The sequence below is a fragment of the Methylobacterium sp. P1-11 genome (assembly GCF_008329595.1).
Lineage (GTDB): Bacteria > Pseudomonadota > Alphaproteobacteria > Rhizobiales > Beijerinckiaceae > Methylobacterium.
The window spans coordinates 281,605-298,801 of the sequence record NZ_NPKS01000001.1 but is presented as its reverse complement, the minus strand read 5'-3'; the positions used below and the strand labels follow the sequence as shown (position 1 = coordinate 298,801).

At 69.1% G+C, this 17,197-nt stretch carries 17 protein-coding genes; 9 read left to right on the top strand and 8 right to left on the bottom strand.

The features are described 5' to 3' along the window. Positions 1-6 precede the first annotated feature (6 nt). From CIW48_RS01425 to CIW48_RS01415, 3 genes are all read right to left on the bottom strand, one after another. Positions 7-585 (bottom strand): DUF2059 domain-containing protein, encoded by a 579-nt coding sequence (locus CIW48_RS01425; protein ID WP_149308384.1) that lies wholly within the window; start codon positions 583-585, stop codon positions 7-9. 44 nt (positions 586-629) lie between these two features. Then, entirely contained in the window at positions 630-1,343 is a 714-nt protein-coding gene (gene rpiA, locus CIW48_RS01420; protein WP_149308382.1) for a ribose-5-phosphate isomerase RpiA, read from the bottom strand. A 130-nt stretch (positions 1,344-1,473) separates the two neighbouring features. Beyond that, positions 1,474-1,938, bottom strand: a complete 465-nt coding sequence (locus tag CIW48_RS01415) for a hypothetical protein (protein WP_091779067.1) — start codon at positions 1,936-1,938, stop codon at positions 1,474-1,476. Positions 1,939-2,110: 172 nt separating this feature from the next. Here CIW48_RS01415 and CIW48_RS01410 point away from each other — a divergent pair, with 172 nt between their 5' ends. Then, the gene (locus CIW48_RS01410; protein ID WP_149308380.1) at positions 2,111-2,803 is read left to right on the top strand and encodes a phosphoglycolate phosphatase; all 693 of its coding nucleotides are present in this window, start codon (positions 2,111-2,113) and stop codon (positions 2,801-2,803) included. Between the two features lie 3 nt (positions 2,804-2,806). On the opposite strand, the gene CIW48_RS01405 is transcribed toward CIW48_RS01410, so the two are convergent. Then, positions 2,807-3,961, bottom strand: a complete 1,155-nt coding sequence (locus CIW48_RS01405; protein WP_149308378.1) for an aminotransferase class I/II-fold pyridoxal phosphate-dependent enzyme — start codon at positions 3,959-3,961, stop codon at positions 2,807-2,809. Positions 3,962-4,420: 459 nt separating this feature from the next. On the opposite strand from CIW48_RS01405, the gene CIW48_RS01400 reads away from it, so the two are divergent. The 4 genes from CIW48_RS01400 (at position 4,421) to aat (ending at position 8,047) form a co-directional block, all read left to right on the top strand. Continuing rightward, positions 4,421-5,203: a DsbA family protein gene (locus CIW48_RS01400; protein WP_091779072.1), complete on the top strand. Its 783-nt coding sequence runs from the start codon at positions 4,421-4,423 to the stop codon at positions 5,201-5,203. Between the two features lie 157 nt (positions 5,204-5,360). Next, complete coding sequence (accB, locus tag CIW48_RS01395; protein ID WP_149308376.1) at positions 5,361-5,828, top strand: acetyl-CoA carboxylase biotin carboxyl carrier protein; 468 nt, start codon at positions 5,361-5,363, stop codon at positions 5,826-5,828. Between the two features lie 103 nt (positions 5,829-5,931). Further along, positions 5,932-7,284, top strand: a complete 1,353-nt coding sequence (gene accC / locus CIW48_RS01390; RefSeq protein ID WP_149308374.1) for an acetyl-CoA carboxylase biotin carboxylase subunit — start codon at positions 5,932-5,934, stop codon at positions 7,282-7,284. Positions 7,285-7,363: 79 nt separating this feature from the next. Further along, a complete protein-coding gene (aat, locus tag CIW48_RS01385) occupies positions 7,364-8,047 on the top strand; it encodes a leucyl/phenylalanyl-tRNA--protein transferase (protein ID WP_149308372.1) in 684 nt (227 codons plus the stop codon). 44 nt (positions 8,048-8,091) lie between these two features. Here the strand turns inward: aat and CIW48_RS01380 are convergent, their stop codons facing one another. Both CIW48_RS01380 and CIW48_RS01375 read right to left on the bottom strand, forming a co-directional pair. Further along, positions 8,092-8,457: a hypothetical protein gene (locus tag CIW48_RS01380; RefSeq protein ID WP_091779080.1), complete on the bottom strand. Its 366-nt coding sequence runs from the start codon at positions 8,455-8,457 to the stop codon at positions 8,092-8,094. A 68-nt stretch (positions 8,458-8,525) separates the two neighbouring features. Then, positions 8,526-8,732 (bottom strand): DUF2842 domain-containing protein, encoded by a 207-nt coding sequence (locus tag CIW48_RS01375; RefSeq protein ID WP_091779082.1) that lies wholly within the window; start codon positions 8,730-8,732, stop codon positions 8,526-8,528. 186 nt (positions 8,733-8,918) lie between these two features. Between CIW48_RS01375 and CIW48_RS01370 the strand changes: the two genes are divergently transcribed. From CIW48_RS01370 to CIW48_RS01355, 4 genes are all read left to right on the top strand, one after another. Continuing rightward, positions 8,919-10,022: a COX15/CtaA family protein gene (locus CIW48_RS01370; protein ID WP_149308370.1), complete on the top strand. Its 1,104-nt coding sequence runs from the start codon at positions 8,919-8,921 to the stop codon at positions 10,020-10,022. A gap of 150 nt (positions 10,023-10,172) precedes the next feature. Continuing rightward, positions 10,173-10,856: a hemolysin III family protein gene (locus CIW48_RS01365; protein ID WP_149308368.1), complete on the top strand. Its 684-nt coding sequence runs from the start codon at positions 10,173-10,175 to the stop codon at positions 10,854-10,856. 140 nt (positions 10,857-10,996) lie between these two features. Further along, the gene (locus CIW48_RS01360) at positions 10,997-12,196 is read left to right on the top strand and encodes a glycosyltransferase family 4 protein (protein ID WP_149308366.1); all 1,200 of its coding nucleotides are present in this window, start codon (positions 10,997-10,999) and stop codon (positions 12,194-12,196) included. Positions 12,197-12,339: 143 nt separating this feature from the next. Further along, positions 12,340-13,857: an undecaprenyl-phosphate glucose phosphotransferase gene (locus CIW48_RS01355; protein ID WP_149308364.1), complete on the top strand. Its 1,518-nt coding sequence runs from the start codon at positions 12,340-12,342 to the stop codon at positions 13,855-13,857. A gap of 42 nt (positions 13,858-13,899) precedes the next feature. Here CIW48_RS01355 and CIW48_RS01350 read toward each other — a convergent pair whose 3' ends face one another. Beyond that, a complete protein-coding gene (locus CIW48_RS01350) occupies positions 13,900-14,253 on the bottom strand; it encodes a hypothetical protein (protein WP_149308362.1) in 354 nt (117 codons plus the stop codon). Between the two features lie 212 nt (positions 14,254-14,465). After that, on the bottom strand, positions 14,466-17,036 hold the full coding sequence (locus tag CIW48_RS01345; RefSeq protein ID WP_149308360.1) for a TonB-dependent receptor: 2,571 nt from the start codon (positions 17,034-17,036) through the stop codon (positions 14,466-14,468). Positions 17,037-17,197: the final 161 nt, after the last annotated feature.

Sequence of the window (17,197 nt, the reverse complement as noted above, 5' to 3'; positions counted from 1 at the left end):
CCGCCCTCACTGCATCTGATGCCCGCGCTTGCCCATCTCGGCGCGGACGCGGACCATGACGTATTCGGAGACGTCCTGCGTCCAGTCCTGCATCTCCTGCACCATCTCGTCGAGAAGCTGCGGTTGCGCCTCCACGTAGTGCTTGCCGGCGGGCGAGCGGAAGAAGGTGGCGATCTCCTTCAGCTCGGCTTCGGAAAATTTCGACGCATAGGTGCGCGCCGCGATGTCGATCATGCGCTGCTTCTGCAGCTCCATCTCCGGCTGCAGCGAGGTCAGGACCTCCTCGAGATCCTTGGACAGCTCGGGACGGGTGACCGTCTGCTTGCGGATCTGGTCGGCGAAGGCGGGCAGCACTGAGTCGAACGACCGGGCGATGCCGGAGCTGAGCATCACCTCGCGGGCCAGCGCGAGATGACCCGGTGAATAGCCGGACGCGGCCGGCGTATTGGCGGCCGGGGTGCTGGCGGCCGGGACGTTCGGCTGCGCCGCCGGCTTGGCCGGAGCCGGCTTGTGAGCCTGGGCGGCGGCCGGATGCGGAAGCGCCAGAAGCGCGAGGCCGAGCGCGGCGGTGAGGCGTCGGGACATGCTGGACTTTCTTGCAAGTATGGCCGGCGATGGAGGACGGCGCCTCAGGCGAGGCTGCCGAGAACGGTGACCTCGGCCTGACCGTCCCGCGCCGTCGCCAGGATCGCGGCGTCGGCGATGCCGAGAAACAGACCGTGCTCGACGACGCCCGGCACGGCCCAGAGGGCAGCGCCGAGGGCGTCCGGATCGGGAATTGCGCCGAGATGCGCGTCGAGGATGTAATGGCCGCCGTCGGTGACCAGGGGCTTGCCATCGGGCCCGCCGCGTAGCCGAACGGCCCCGGAGCAGCCGGCCCCCGCGACCGCCGCTTCGACGGCCCGGCGCGTAGCGTTGAGGCCGAAGGGATTGACCTCGATCGGGAGCGGGAAGGCGCCGAGCCGCGCCACGTGCTTGGCCGCGTCGGCGATCACCACCATGCGGCGGCTCGCGCAGGCGACGATCTTCTCCCGCAGCAGCGCCGCGCCGCCACCTTTGATCAGGCGGAGCTGGTCGTCGACCTCGTCGGCCCCATCGATGGTCAGGTCGAGCTCGGGCTGCTCGTCCAGCGTCGCGAGGCGGATGCCGAGGCTCTGGGCCTGCGCGCGCGTGGCCTCGGAAGTCGGGACGCCGACGATGTCGAGTCCGGCGCGGACCCGCTCGCCGAGGAGCGCCACGAAGGCCGCCGCCGTGGAGCCCGTGCCGAGGCCGAGCCGCATGCCCGGTGCGACGAGGTCGAGGGCGCGGGCGGCGGCGGCCCGCCGCAGGTCCGGCCCGCTCACCGGGACACCGCCCAGTCGGCGAGGTGGAGCGAGGGAGCGCGCGTCATGGTCAGCCGGTCTTTCCGAGTGGTTCGGGCGGCCCGTAGCACGGGACCGGCCCGATCGGAACGCCCGCGCCGACACGCTGGCTTCACGGCCGGCCGCCCTGTGTCGGCGTGGCGCTGGCGCCGGCCCGGCCGGGCGCCGGACCGGTCAGCGGCGCGTCGGACGCGCCCTCGGCGCCGGGCTTGCCCTGCTGGGTGCAGACGACCTGTTCCTTCTTCACCAGCACGAAGCAGATGCTCATCTCGCCGGTCCGGTAATTCACCCGGAAAACGCCGGCCTCGCGCGTGTGCCGGCTCGCCACCAGCCCGTATTCCGACGGGGTCTGCGGCCCGGCGCCCTCGCCCGGCCCGAAGCAGACCGTCTGGCCGATCCCGCCGGCCGTTTCCTGCAGCCCGTACTGGCAGGAAGTCACCTCGCCGGTAACCTTGTCGACCCGATACATGCGGTTGAGATCGGTCTGCGGAGCAGGCACGAACTCGAAAGAGGTCGCGGCGGCCGGCAGGGCTTGGAGCACGGCGCAGGCGGCCAGGAGGGGCAGAGAGGGTTTCATCGCGGGTCCCGGGGCTGGTACGCGCTGCGTTTCGCTGCGCTTTCGGGCGAGTCTGGGGCGCCCGGTGAGACGATCCGCGCATCCGTGGTGCCGCCTCGGCCGGCTTGCTCCCGGTTCCAGGCCCCGATAGCGACGCCGTTCGCGATCCCGCCGAGCACGGAGCCCCTTACACATGTCCACCGAACCGACGAGCAAGCCCCCGATCGCCGTGTTCGACCTGGACGGGACGCTGGCGGAGACCGCAGGGGACCTGATCGGCACCCTCAACGTGCTGATGAAGCGCGAGGGGTTGGCCGAATTGCCACTCTCACAGGCGCGCGGGCTGATCGGCGCCGGCGCCCGGGCGCTGATCCGGCGGGGCTTCGAGGCCGAGGGACGGCCGCTCTCGCCGGAGGACCACGACCGCCTGTTCGACGCCTTCATCGTTCATTACGGCGCGCATCTCGCCGATACATCCCACCTCTTCCCGGGCGTCATAGAGGCCCTGGATTCCCTGGAAACAGCGGGCTTCCGGCTCGCGGTCTGCACCAACAAATACGAGGGACAGTCGGTCGAGCTGCTGCGCCTTCTCGGGATCGGACACCGCTTTGCGGCGATCTGCGGCCGGGACACGTTCCCGCAATCCAAGCCCGATCCGCGCCACCTGACCGGCACGATCGCCCGCGCCGGCGGTGATCCGACCCGCGCCGTCATGGTGGGCGATTCCCGGACCGACATCGACACCGCCAAGGCCGCCGGCATCCCGGTGGTGGCGGTCACCTTCGGCTACACCGACCGGCCGGTCGCCGAGCTCGGACCCGATCGGGTGATCGAGCACTTCTCGGATCTGGTCGAGGCGGTGGGTGCGCTCGTGCCGGTCGCCTGAACGTCAGCGCAGCCAGACCTTCAGCCGCGCCACCGCCTCGCGGCAATCGGCCTCGGAGCCCGCGAACGAGAAGCGGACGTGGTGGTTGCCGACGTCCGGATCGAAGTCGAGGCCGGGCGTCGCCGCAACGTGGGCCTCGTCGAGCATCCTCCGGCAGAAATCCGAGGCGTCGTTGGTGAGGTTCGACACGTCCGCGTAGAGGTAGAAGGCGCCGTCGGCCGGATGCACGCGACCGAGCCCGACGCCCGGCAGCGCGTCCAGCAGGATCGTGCGGTTGCGCGCGTAGCCGTCGCGGACGGCGTCGAGCTCATCCGTGGCGTCGAGGGCCGCCAGCGCGCCGACCTGCGAAAGGAAGGGCGCCGAGATGTACAGGTTCTGCGCGAGGCGCTCGATCGGGCGCACCAGCGCCTCCGGCACGACCATCCAGCCGACCCGCCAGCCGGTCATGCAGTGGTACTTCGAGAACGAGTTGATCACGATGGCATCGGGGTCGAAGCGCAGGGCCGTGACGGTGGGCACGCCGTAGCTGAGACCGTGATAGATCTCGTCCGAGATCAGCGGCAGGCCGAGGCCGCGCGCCGCCGCGCAGAGATCCTGCAGGGCGGCTTCCGTGATCACCGTGCCGGAGGGGTTGGCCGGGCTCATCACCAGCACCCCGGCGATCGCCGCGCGGGCATGGGTCTCGCGCAGGAGGGCGGCGGTGGGCGCGAAGCGGTCCTCGGCACGGAGCACCATTGGCGCTGGAATGAGGTCGAGGGCTGCCAGGATGCTGCGATAGGCCGGGTATCCCGGCTGCGGCACAGCGACTCGGGCGCCGGAATCGAAAAGGCTCATGAAGGCGAGGACGAACCCGGCCGAGGATCCGGTGGTGATCACCACCCGCTCCGGGCTCACGGAGACGCCGTGCCGCTCCGCATAGTCCCGGGCGATGCGGGCGCGCAGCGAAGGCAGGCCCAGAGCCTCGGTGTAGGGAACGCGGCCGGTGGCGAGCGCCGCCTGTGCGGCCGCGATCACCGCGCGCGGTGCCGGAGCCGAGGGCTGGCCGACCTCCATCCGCACCACGTCGGCGCCGGCGCGCGCCTTGGCGGCGGCAGCGGCCATGACATCCATCGCGAGGAATGGCTGGACGGCGGCGGCCCGCCGGGAGATCGGGGTCATGGGGTCCTGCCCTGCGCCGGGCAAAGCCGGCGCCCCGGGGGTTAGACCCTCGCGATCCCGGCCTCAAGCCGAAGCCCAAGCCGAAGCCCAAGCCGAAGCCCAAGCCGAAGCCCAAGCCGTGCGCCATGGGCGCGCGGCTCGATGTTCCAGATCCCGGTGCTGTCATTCCGCGGCGCCGCAGGCGAAACCGGTATCTAGGACCGTCGTCGGTTGAAGGCTCCCGTACATCGGCGGGTCTGGGTCCCGGGCTCCACTGCCCGGTCCCGGGCGTGTGGCTTTGTCGATCGGCCAAGGCCGCCCGGTTCGGCTCGCCCGGATTCGGGGGCTGTCGGATCGGTGAGCCAGCCGGACCATTTGACGGTGTCGCCGCTGGATTTGACCAGGCGCCGCGAAAACGCCTAACCCAGCCCCTACCGCTCGCGCCCGGCGCGGGCCGGCCTGCCGCGCAAGCGAGGATCCATGCCTTTCATCCGCCCCCTGCCCGCGCTGGTCCTGGCGCTCGGCCTCGTCGCCGTTCCCGCGCTTGCCCAGAACGCGACGCCCCCCGCGGCGCCGTTTACGGATGCGCAGCGCGCCGGCATCGAGGCGATCGTCAAGGATTACCTGATCAAGCATCCCGAGGTGCTTCAGGAAGCCCTCGCCGAGGCCGAGAAGCAGCAGGCCGAGACGCAGCGTCTCGCCCAATCCGCAGCCCTCAAGGAGTCGCGCGAGGCGCTCCTCAACGGCCAACACGACGTCGTCGCCGGCAATCCCTCCGGTGACGTCACGCTGGTCGAGTTCTTCGATTACAATTGTGGCTACTGCCGCAAGGCCCTCGGCGACGTCCAGGCGCTGATCAAGTCCGACCCGAAGCTGCGGGTGGTGATCAAGGACTTCCCGGTACTCGGCCCTGAATCGCTGGAGGCCAGTCAGGTCGCCGTGGCGGTGCGCCAGCAGCTGAAGGGCGACAAGCTGTTCGAATTCCACCAGAAGCTCCTGGAGACCAAGGGCCGGGTGAACGGCGCCCGGGCGATCCAGGTCGCCAAGGATATGGGGGTCGACACCGCCAAGCTGCAGAAGGACATGGCCTCCCCCGAGGTAAAGGCGGCGCTCAGCGAGAATCGCGGTCTCGGCGACCGTCTGGGGCTCTCGGGCACGCCGGCCTTCATCATCGGCGACGAGGTGATTCCCGGCGCCGTCGGCGTCGAGCCGATGCGCAAGACCATCGCCGACGTGCGCCAGTGCGGCCACGCTTCGTGTTGAGCTGACGGATCGAGCCGACGAACCTTCGAAGGCGGGCCGCGCAGCCTTGTGGCACCGGGGCGCCTTCGTCTAAGAGCCGCCAGCCGCAGGGCCGCGGTGGAGGTCCAGGGTCGAGCCCGATGGACGTACCGACGCGCCGCGAGACGAAGTAGGCCGGATGCCAAAGAACGACGCCATCGATCCCGAGCTCGTGCGCGAACTCGCCAACCTCGTCACCGAGACCGGCTTGTCCGAGATCGAGGTCGAGAAGGGCGATCTGCGCATCCGCGTCGTGCGGCGGCTCGAACCCGTGAGCGTTCAGGTCGCGGCGCCCGCGCCGATCGCGGCCGTCGCGCCGCCTCCCGCGTCGGCGCCCTCGGCACTCGCACCGGTGGAGCCGGCGCGCGTGCAACCCGGCACCGTACCCTCGCCGATGGTCGGGACCGCCTATCTCCGGCCCTCGCCCGACGCCAAGGCCTTCGTGGATGTCGGCTCGAAGGTCGAGGTCGGCGACAAGCTGCTGCTGATCGAGGCGATGAAGACCTTCAACGAGATCGTGGCGCCCCGCGCCGGTACGATCAGCGCGATCTTCGTCGAGGATGGTCAGCCGGTCGAGTTCGGCGAGGCCCTTCTCGTCATCACCTAGGACGTCCGCCGGGCGCTCGCCGCTCGATCCTGGACGACGCCGCAACACGAGAGGATAGTGCATCCTGCGCGGTCCGGGATCGCCAGGATGCCTAACGGGTCCGATGTTCGACAAGATCCTGATCGCGAATCGCGGCGAGATCGCCCTGCGCATCCTGCGGGCGGCGAAGGAACTCGGGATCGCCACCGTGGCGGTCCACTCCACCGCCGACGCGGATGCCATGCATGTGCGGCTGGCCGACGAGAGCGTCTGCATCGGGCCGCCGGCCGCCCGCGACAGCTACCTCAACATCCCGTCGATCATCGCGGCCTGTGAGATCACCGGGGCGGATGCTGTGCATCCCGGCTACGGCTTCCTTTCGGAGAACGCCCGCTTCGCCGAGGTGCTCGCCCATCACCAGATCGGCTTCATCGGTCCCAAGGCGCAGCACATCCGCACCATGGGCGACAAGATCGAGGCCAAGCGCACGGCGCTGAAGCTCGGCATCCCCTGCGTGCCGGGCTCCGAGGGCGGCGTCGAGGATCCCCACGAGGCCAAGCGCGTCGCCGCCGAGATCGGCTATCCGGTTCTGGTCAAGGCGGCCGCCGGCGGCGGCGGCCGCGGCATGAAAGTCGCGCGCACGGAGGCCGATCTGGAGCAGGCGATCGGCATGGCCCGGTCCGAGGCCAAGGCCGCTTTCGGCGACGACGCGGTCTATCTCGAGAAATACCTGGAGAAGCCCCGGCACATCGAGGTGCAGGTGCTCGGCGACGGGCGAGGCGGCGCCGTACACCTCGCCGAGCGCGACTGCTCGCTCCAGCGCCGCCACCAGAAGGTCTGGGAGGAAGGCGGCTCGCCGGCACTCAACGAATCGATGCGCGCCGAGATCGGCGGCGTCTGCGCCAACGCCATGAAGGAACTCGGCTACCTCGGTGCCGGCACCGTCGAGTTCCTCTACGAGGACGGCCGGTTCTACTTCATCGAGATGAACACCCGGATCCAGGTCGAGCATCCGGTGACCGAGATGATCACCGGGATCGATCTGGTCATCGAGCAGATCCAGGTCGCCTCGGGCGGCGGCCTCTCGGTGAGCCAGGCGGACATCAAGGTCGAGGGCCACGCCATCGAGTGCCGGATCAACGCCGAGCACCCGGAGACCTTCCGGCCGTCACCGGGCGAGATCACCCACTATCATACGCCGGGCGGTCTCGGCGTCCGCGTCGATTCGGCCGCGTTCCAGGGCTACCGGATCCCGCCGCACTACGATTCGCTGATCGGCAAGCTGATCGTGCACGGCCGCACCCGCAATGAGTGCCTCATGCGCCTGCGCCGGGCGCTGGACGAGTTTGTCATCGACGGTATCGACACGACGCTCCCGCTGTTCCGGACGCTGGTCCGCAACCCGGACGTGCAGAACGGCCTTTACGACATTCACTGGCTGGAGCATTTCCTGGACGACGGCGGCATGAAGGCCTGACCGGGACCGGGCGCGACTGCGGCGACTGCATCACGTGCGGGCTCTGGCCTTTGGACCGGCTGCGCGCGACATTCACGGCATGCACGATTCCGCCCGCGTGGACATCACCCCCGAGATCCTGCTGAAGGCCTACGCGGCGGGCATCTTCCCGATGGCCGAGGATGCCGACGATCCGACCCTCTACTGGGTCGAGCCCAAGGCCCGCGGCGTGCTGCCCCTTGACGCGTTCCGCGTGCCCCGGCGCCTTGCGCGGACGGTGCGGTCCGACCAGTTCGTGGTCCGCTGCGATACCGATTTCGACGGCGTCATCGACGGCTGCGCCGCGCCGCGCCGGGATAGCGAGCGCACCTGGATCAACGGACGTATCCGCGAACTCTACGGCGCCCTGTTCGACCTCGGCCATGTCCACACCGTCGAGGTCTACGCGGGCGCGGAGGGGCGGCTCGTCGGCGGGCTGTACGGCGTCTCGCTGGGGGCGGCCTTCTTCGGCGAGAGCATGTTCCACGAGGTGCGCGACGCCTCGAAAATCGCCCTCGTCCATCTGATGGGCCGCCTGCGCGCCGGGCGTTACCGGCTCGCCGACACCCAGTTCGTCACCGAGCATCTGACGCAGTTCGGCGCCGAGGAAGTGCCGCGGCACGTCTACAAGCGGCGGCTCGCCGAGGCCATCGATCAGGTTGCGGACTGGAACGTCTGGCCAGGGGACGGTTCGGTTCCGGGCGCGCGGGTCCTCGCGGCGTTAGGCGCCCCGGATCTCGATTAGAGCCGGGCGCCGCCGCAACCCGGCGCGCTGACCGCGGGCTGGCGTCAGCGCCGGCGCCGGTGCCGGTAGCCGGTCGAGAACGAGGCGTATTGGCGGCCGCGCGCGGACCGGTAGCGGCGCCGGCGGCTGGTGCTGACCTCGGCCGTCTCCTCGACCTGCGGGATCGGCTCGGCCATGGCGGCCGCGGGCGTTGCCGCAGCGGGCATCGACGTATCGGCCGAGGCGTAGCCGCCGGCCACGTTCTTGGCCGCGGGGCCGAACATCGCGAGACACTGGTTGTAGGCGAGATCGTTCTTCAGGCGTTCGCATTCACCGATGGAGCGCGGTGCCCCCTGAGCCAGGGCCGGCAGGGGCGCCAGCAGCACGACGAGGGCAGCCAGAGGCTTTAGGCGCAGGGACGGGCGATGCACGGAGCGGGATCTCAAGCGGCGACGGGCAGGCTTGTGATCCCCGAGTGCGGCAAAATCGAGGGTCGGACTCAGCGATCGGGCCGTTCCATCCATCGGATCAGCGGCATCAGCGGGAAGATCCAGGCGATGCCGAGGATCGAGTAGATCACCGCCTGTACCGGTGCCGGAGTCTCCGCGATGCGGCTGTCGGCGAGGGTCATCGCCAGTGGGCCGTAGAGGCAGACGAAGGCCAGGATGGCGAGGGTGCCGATCAGGGTCCGGGTGCGGCGGCGCATAGCTGTTTCCCTGGCCTCGCGGCCGGCGCTGCGGGCGCCGACGGGCGACGGCTACCGTCCCCGGATCCGGTTGGCAACGCGCCCACCGACGCGGGCTGCGGCGCCGGCGCCGTTGCTGGGCGATCGGACATCCCCTAACCCGGACGCGGCGGCCGGGGCATCCCGGCATCCGCGGAAGGTGCGTGCATGGACATGAGTGGCACGGGCGACCGACGGTCGGGGGCGGTGCGGACCTGGCTCTACGTGGTCGCGGCTCTGGTGATCGCCATGGTGGCGGTCGGCGGCGCGACGCGGCTGACCGGGTCCGGCCTGTCGATCACGGAGTGGCGCCCCGTCACCGGGGCAATCCCGCCGCTCTCCGAGGCCGACTGGGCAACCGAGTTCGCCAAATACAAGGACACGCCGCAATACAACATCCTCAACCAGGGGATGGGGCTGTCCGCCTTCAAGGTGCTGTATGGCTGGGAATGGGGCCATCGCTTCCTCGGCCGGCTGATCGGCCTCGTCTTCTTCCTGCCGTTGATCGTGTTCTGGTGGCAGGGTCGGATCAGTCGGCGGCTCGGCCTCGGTCTGCTCGGCCTCGGCGTGCTCGGCGGCTTCCAGGGCGCGATCGGCTGGATCATGGTCGCCTCAGGCCTCCAGCCCGGCATGACCGCGGTGGCACCGCTCAAGCTCGCCCTGCATCTCACCACAGCGAGCCTGATCCTGGCCGGGCTGGTCTGGCTGGCGGCGGGCGAGCGCCGCGGCGTCCTGACGCCGGCCCCGGCGCGCCTGCGCATGACGGCCCTGGCGCTGCCGATCCTGATACTGGTGCAGATCTTCCTCGGCGGCCTCGTCGCCGGCTCGCATGCCGGCCTCGTCTACAACACCTGGCCCTCCATGGATGGCCACTTGGTGCCGCCCCTGGACAGCCTGTTCGCGATCCGCCCCTGGATCGAGAACTTCATCGACAACCACGCCCTGGTCCAGTTCGATCATCGGGTAACGGCCTACCTCGTGTTCGTCGTGGCGGTCCTGCACGCGATCGACGCCAGGCTCGCCGGCCCGGCGAGCACGTCCGGGCGGGCCATGGGCGTCGTGATCCTCGTTCTCGCCCAGATGGGACTGGGGATCGCGACGCTGCTCCTCGCCGTTCCGCTCTGGGCGGCGCTCGCGCATCAGGTGCTCGCGATGGCGGTGCTGACGATGGCGACGGTCCATGCCCGGCTGAGCCGGGGATCCGGCTTGGTCGAGCCCGCCGCCGCCGATCCGCCGGTGGGGTTCGAGGGGCTGGCCGGCGGCCGCATCTAATCTCTCGTGCGGTGCGGCCGTCTCGCGGCACCGCACGAGACTTTTACCGCTTTCAGTGGAACCTTGGGATAACTCCCCATCCGCAATCTGCACATGGAACGACTAAGACTTCTCAAGCTTTAAGCTGCACGCGTGGCAGGAGGCTTCAAGATGTCTCTCGCGGAGGATGGTCGACCGCTCTCCCTGACATGGCACTACACGCCGCGGGAGATCATGGCAGATGGCGTGATCCACGGGCTCGGCGTGCTGCTCGGCTTCGCCGGTGCTGTCGCCCTGGTGGCAACGGCGATAACGACGCATCTCGGGCTCGGCGAACGGGCTGCCGTCGTGGTCTACGCCACGGCCCTGGTTCTGATGCTGGGCGTCTCCGCCCTCTACAACCTCTACCCCGTCAGCCCGCGCAAGTGGCTGCTGCGCCGCGCCGACCACGCCCTGATCTATCTGATGATCGCCGGCACCTACACGCCGCTGGTCGCCCTCGTCGGGTCGGGGCTGCGGGCCTACGCACTCTTGGCGGTGATCTGGGTGGTGGCACTGATCGGGATCGCGGTGAAGCTGTTCCTTCCGGGGCGGTTCGACCGTCTGTCGATCGGCCTCTACCTGATGCTTGGTTGGAGCGGGCTTCTCGCCTACGAATCGGTCATCGCCGCGCTTCAGCCGACGGCGCTGTGGCTGCTGGCCATCGGGGGCGCGCTCTATTCCGTCGGGGTGGTGTTCCATATCTGGCGGACGTTGCCCTTCCAGAACGCGATCTGGCACGGCTTCGTCCTTGCCGCCACAGCGTGCCACTACGGGACCATCTGGGCGAGCCTGAACGGCTCGCCGATGACGTAGGATGGAAGCGATTGTGGTCTCGCGGGTAAAACTCCGCTTACCGTCCTCGCGGAAAGGTTGAGGTCGGCGCTCCCGATTTAAGTATCTCGCGACTGCCAGTGCACCACAACCCGGGGATTGATATTCCCGGGAGCTGGGCCGTGGTCTCCGAGACGAACGACTCTGGTATTGCTCAGCGATACCGGATCCTTCACGTGTTCCGGGCGCCCGTGGGCGGGCTGTTCCGGCACGTGATGGATCTCGCCCGCCTCCAAGCGGCCGCGGGGCACCCTGTCGGGATCGTCTGCGACGCGAATACCGGTGGCGAGCGGGCCGCGCGGGCCCTGGCCGATCTGTTGCCCAGCCTGGACCTTGGGATCGTCCGGATTCCCATGCGCCGCAATCCGCATCTGTCGGACTGGTCCTGCCTCAGGGCCGTGGCACGGCGGGCCGCGGAGGTCGGCGCGCAGGTCCTTCACGGCCACGGTGCCAAGGGCGGTGCCTATGCCCGGCTCGCCGCGTCCGGATCTGCGATCCGCGCCTATACCCCCCATGGCGGCAGCTACAATTATCGGCCCGGCAGTCCGCTTCACCGCCTGTACATGGGGGCCGAGGCGGTGCTCGCCCGCAGGACCGATGCGTTCCTGTTCGAGAGCGAGTACGTCGCCGGCCGCCACCGGAGCTTCGTCGGCGGCCCCGTGCGGGTCACTCGGATCGTGCATAACGGCATCGCGGATGCCGAGTTCGCCCCCCTGGAGCGCGTCGCCGAGCCCTTCGACCTGCTCTATGTCGGCGAGCTTCGGGAGGCCAAGGGCCTACCCTATCTGCTCGAGGCCCTGGCCCGGCTTCGCGCCGAGGGCCGCGCCCTACGCCTGCTCATGGTCGGATCCGGTCCGGATGCCGAGATCCTGCGGGATACCGTGAAGCGCCTCGGCTTGGCCGATGCGGTCGCGTTCGAGCCGCCGCAGGCGATCCGTTCTGTGCTTGCTCGCGGCCGAATCCTCGTGGTCCCGTCGCTGGCGGAATCGCTGCCCTATGTCGTGCTGGAGGCCGCGGCGGCGGCGCAGCCGCTGGTTGCTACCCGGGTCGGCGGCATACCGGAGATCTTCGGTCCGGCCGCACACGACCTCGTCCCGTCCCGGGATCCGGCAGCCCTCGCTGAAGGCATTCGGCGCGTCCTCGACGCCGCACCCGAAGCGCTGGCGGCGCGGACACACAACCTCAGCGCCTCGATCCGGCAGCGCTTCTCCCTGGAGCGCATGGGCAGCGAGGTGATCTCCGGCTACACCGCGGCCTTCGAGGCCCGCGTCCGTCGCCGCAGCCCGGCCCCACGCGAAATTGCCGGCGCTCGAACGGCCTGACCGGATCGCGGCCACGTGACGGTCGTGAGCCTGTGCATCACGGTGGAAACGGCTTCCGCATCTGCACCCTTAAGTCTTCCAACAACGCCCCCTGCCAAGCTCCGGTGGAGGCGTCGGCCACAAGGCTCTGGGGGAACCGATCGATGAGCGCGTTCGATATCCGCGATCTGCTCGAGGCCGCGGGACCCATGGAGGGGCCATCGCGCCCGGCCAGCGGCAGGGTGCCCCTTGCCGAGACCGCGGCGCCCGGACCGACGGCGATCTCGCCGGTCGTGGTCGCCGGGCTGGTGCGTGGGCTGGAATGCGCACTGATCTTCGGCCTGGGCACGCTTCTGCACGTGCTGATGCTGCGCGGCCGCGTCCCGTTCGGGCTGACCTATGCGGGTGCGATCGGCATGATCGCGGTGATCACCGTGACGCTGATCCAGGCCTCGGGCGGCTATCGGATCGCTGCTTTCCGGAGCTTCTTCAAGGCGGCTGTCCGGCTGATCGCAGCCTGGTCGATGACCTTCCTGATGGTCGCCGCCGGCCTCGTGCTCGCCAAGGTGGCGGACCATTATTCGCGCCTCTGGCTCGCGGCCTTCTTCGCCACAGGCCTCGCGATGCTGCTGGTCGGGCGATGTGTCCTGTTCCGGATCATCGACGCGCAGACCCGCGCTGGCCGGTTCGACCGACGCACCGCGATCGTGGGGGGTGGGCAGCCCGCCGAGGACCTGATCGCCGCCCTGGAGACGCAGAGCGAGAGCGGTATCCGCATCGTCGGCGTGTTCGACGACCGCAACGCGGATCGCTCGTCCGACGTGGTGGCGGGGCACCCGAAGCTCGGCAATGTCGACGACCTCGTGGCCTACGCGCGACATGCCCGTCTCGACCTGATCGTCTTCACGATCCCGATCACCGCAGAGGCCCGGATCCTCCAGATGCTCGCCAAGCTCTGGGTCCTGCCGATCGACATCCGGCTCTCGGCGCACGCCGCCAAGCTGCGCCTGCGCCCGCGCAGTTATTCGTATCTCGGATCGGTCCCGGTGCTGGACGTGTTCGACCGGCCGATCGCCGACTGGGACGTGGTGGTGAAGGCGCTGTTCGACCGCTGCGTCGGCCTGCTGCTGCTGCTGGCGTTGTCGCCGCTCATGCTGGCGATCGCCGTTGCCGTGCGCGTGACATCCCATGGGCCGGTCCTCTTCCGGCAGAAGCGCCATGGTTTCAACAACGAGCTGATCGAGGTCTACAAGTTCCGCTCGATGTACGTGGATCAGTGCGATGCCGGCGCCGCCAAGATGGTGACGCGGGGCGATCCGCGCGTGACGCCGGTCGGTCGCTTCATCCGCAAGACCTCGCTGGACGAGCTGCCGCAGCTGTTCAATGTGCTGAAGGGCGACTTGTCGCTCGTCGGACCGCGTCCGCACGCACTTCAGGCGAAGGCCGCCAACACGCTGTACGATCAGGTGGTCGACGGCTATTTCGCGCGCCACAAGGTCAAACCCGGCATCACCGGATGGGCCCAGGTCAACGGCTGGCGCGGCGAGACGGATACCTCCGAGAAGCTGCAGCGGCGCGTCGAGCACGATCTCTACTATATTGAGAACTGGTCGGTGCTGCTCGACCTGCAGATCCTCCTCACCACCCCGTTCGCGCTGTTCAAGACCGAGAACGCCTACTGAGCGGGAGGAGCCGGCACCGCGCGGTGCCGGCCGGATTCTTCGCTACGGCAGGGCGCCGGCCTTCTCCTTGGCCTTCATGATCGTGTCGCGGCAGCCCTGGGCGTCGCCGGACTTGTCCTGCTGGCGTGCCTGGGCGACCAGCTTCTTGGCCTCCTCCACGCCCGAGGCGGTCGGCTTCACGGCGTCATCCGACTTGGTGAGGGCCGGCGGCGTGTCGAGCGCCTTCGGCGAGTTGGACGACGTGGCGCCGCCGGGCGGCGTCGAGCCGGTCACCGCGGCGGCGCCGGCGCTGTCGAGCCGCCGCTGCAGCGTGTCGACCTCGTCGGAGCACGGGGTCGCCAGGGCCGGCGTCGCGGCCGCCAGGGCCAGGGCTGCAACAGCGAAACGGATGATCATCGGGACGAGACTCCACGGTGTCGGGATGCGACCGGCGCGGACACCCCGCTCGTGAGCGGGCGGTGGCGCGACGGTGCGGCTACCGGGGAGACTCCGGGCAGACGGGCCCGTTCCCGAGACAGGAGGCCGCATGTGGCAGCCCCGAAACGCGACGGGCGCCCCGCGCGGCCCGTAGGCCGCGGGAGGCGCCCGCCCCTCGACACCGGGACGGATCAGTACTTCCGGATGATCGGCTCCGGCGACATCGGCACGGGATCGGCGCCGAAGGCGTAGCGGATGCCGGCATAGACCGAGAAGGGCTGCGCCAGGGTCGTGGTCCGCGGATCGCTGATCCGCAGGTTGCCGGCCACCGCGCCGGGCTCGGCGAAGGTGCCGAACGTGGCGTAGCGGTTGTTGGTCAGGTTGGTGATGAGACCGAAGACCTCGAGGTTCTTCGTCACCTGATACTTCGTCTGGAAGTTCATCACGTAGTAGGACGGCAGCTTGCGGTTCAGGTTCGACTCGTCGCCGCGGAAGTAGGACGAGGAGAAGGCCTGGAGGTAGAGGCCGACCTGCCAGTCGGGCGTCACGAAGTAGTCGAACCCGGCCTTGATCTGGTGGGCCGGCACCAGCGGCACGACGTTGCCCTTGCGGACCTGGATCGCCCCGTCATCCGCGAGCGGATTGTTGGGCGATGACAGGGTGCCGTTGAACTGGAAGGTCGCGTCGACCAGCGCATAGTTGGCGTAGACCCGCAGGTAATCGGCGGTGTACTCGCTGCCGATCTCGATGCCCTGCCGCTGCGTCGACGGCACGTTGACGAAGTAGGCGCGGGCGGTATTGCCGGGAGTGGCCAACGACAGGATATCGTTGGCGAGGTCGGTGCGGAAGGCGCCGATCTTGTAGGTGATGATGCCGCCGTCATAGGTGTTCGGCAGCTGGCCGCGGAAGCCGACCTCGTAGGTCCGCCCGGTCACCTGCTTGAGCGGCGGATCGGCCACCAGCGAGTTCGGCAGTAGGCACGGACGGTCCGGGTTGGCGCAGGCCAGTTCCAGTGGCGTCGGCGCGCGATTCGACTCCGAGTAGCTGCCGTAGAGGTTCAGCGCGTCGAAGAAGCGGTAGGTCAGGCCCGCCACCGGGTTGATCTTGTTGTAATAGTGCGTGCCGGTCACGTCGGGCGAGAAGCCGGTGAGATCCTCGCTCTGGATCCGCGCGAAGTTGAGCCGGGCACCCGCGGTCAGCGACAACCGGTCCGTCACGTCGAGCGTGTCGAGGGTGTAGAGGCCCATATAGAGGTTCGAGCCGTTGACCGAACTCGGCGCGATACCCAGCGCGCCGGCGGTCCGCAGCTGCGGCGTGCCGAGCCCCGGGATGTTGCCGTAGAACGGGTTGCTCGGATCGGTGGTGATCGACAGGTTCGGGTTGATCACGCCGAGGGTGCTGGACGACTTGAACGAGTAGTTGGCCGCATCGATGCTGCCGCCGACCACGAAACTGTTGGGCAGGCCGAAGACGCGGTCGCGGTTGGACGCCTGGAGCGAGCCGCCGAAGCCGGTCGCCTGGGTCTGGGTCGTATCGAGCGTGCCGTAGGGGATGCCGGACCGGAACGGGATGCGCTGGTTCTGCTGGCCGAGGATCAGGAACTGATTGCGGAAGGCGAGCTGCGACTGGCCGGCGGACGGGCTGAAGCCGTCATCCTCGAAGCAGAGGTTGCCGCGGAAGCTGCTGCGACTGCTGCAATTCTCGAAATTGCCGTCGTTACCGTCGATGTAGGTCTGGCTGAAACGGCGGAAATAGGCGTTGCCGGCGAGGTCCCAGGTCGGCGAGAGGTCGACCCGGCCGGTCAGCTGGAGCGTGCCCACCTCGGTGGTCGTCGTCTGCGGATAGGTGAAGATCGCCCGCGGATCGCGGTGCGTGAAGTCGACCGGCGTGGCCGCGGCCGCACCGTAGAAGCTGCGCGCGGCGAGCCCGATCAGGTGGAACTCCGAATCCTGCGAGCGGTAGCCGATATCGCCGTAGAGCCGGCCGATCGTGCTCGGGCTCTCATAGCGCCAGCCGCGGTCGTTCAGGCCGTCGCCGGTGAAATACACGCTCCAGGGGCCGGAGACCTTGCCGTATTGCAGATAGCCGGCGGTGCGCGCATCCGAGCCGCCCCAGGCAGCGATCTCGGTGCCCTGCCAGGTGAAGCCGTTCTTCATCTGGATGTTGACCGCGCCGCCGAGCGCGTTGAGGCCGAAGACCGGGTTGCCGGTGACGACGTCGATGCGCTGGATCGCCTGCGGCGGGATCAGGTCGAAATTGACGACGTCGCCGAAGGCCTCGTTGATGCGCACGCCGTTCTGGTAGACGGCCAGCCCCTGCGGCACGCCCTGGACCGGCGAGGCCGTGAAGCCGCGGTACGTGACGTCGACGCGGTTGTTGTTGCCCTGCGAGTCCGAGATGTTGATCCCGGGCGTGCGTCGGGCGAGCGTCGTCACGAGGTTGTTGTTGGCCTGATCGATCGCGAGGTCGCTCGCCGTGACCGATTCCACCGTGCTGGGGATCTTGTAGAGGGGCTGCTCGGACCCGCGCAGGCGCGTTGCGGCGCTCGGTCCCTCCGAGCCGCCCGGGGGGACGGGGCCGGGGCCGTTGAAAACCTGCGCCGAGCTGGAATTTCCGCCGCCCGCGCCCACAGGCGTGGTCGAGACTACGCTGATCTCGCCCAGCGTCACCGATTGCTGAGCCTGCACCAAGCCGGGGAGAACGGTCCCCGCGAGAACCGATGCAGACGCAACCAGGCTGCTCCGAAGCGCCCGAAGTGACATCCCCTACTCCCTACTGAAGGACTCACGCTCGTTACAGCCGAGCTTGGATCTCTCTTGGCGGGTGCCGGGACGGGGCACAATCGGTTCAAGAACACGTGAGGCGGGTTTCGGCTGTATTTCCAGCCGAATGCTGGAGAAGCAGGCGCCGCGTGGTTAATCAG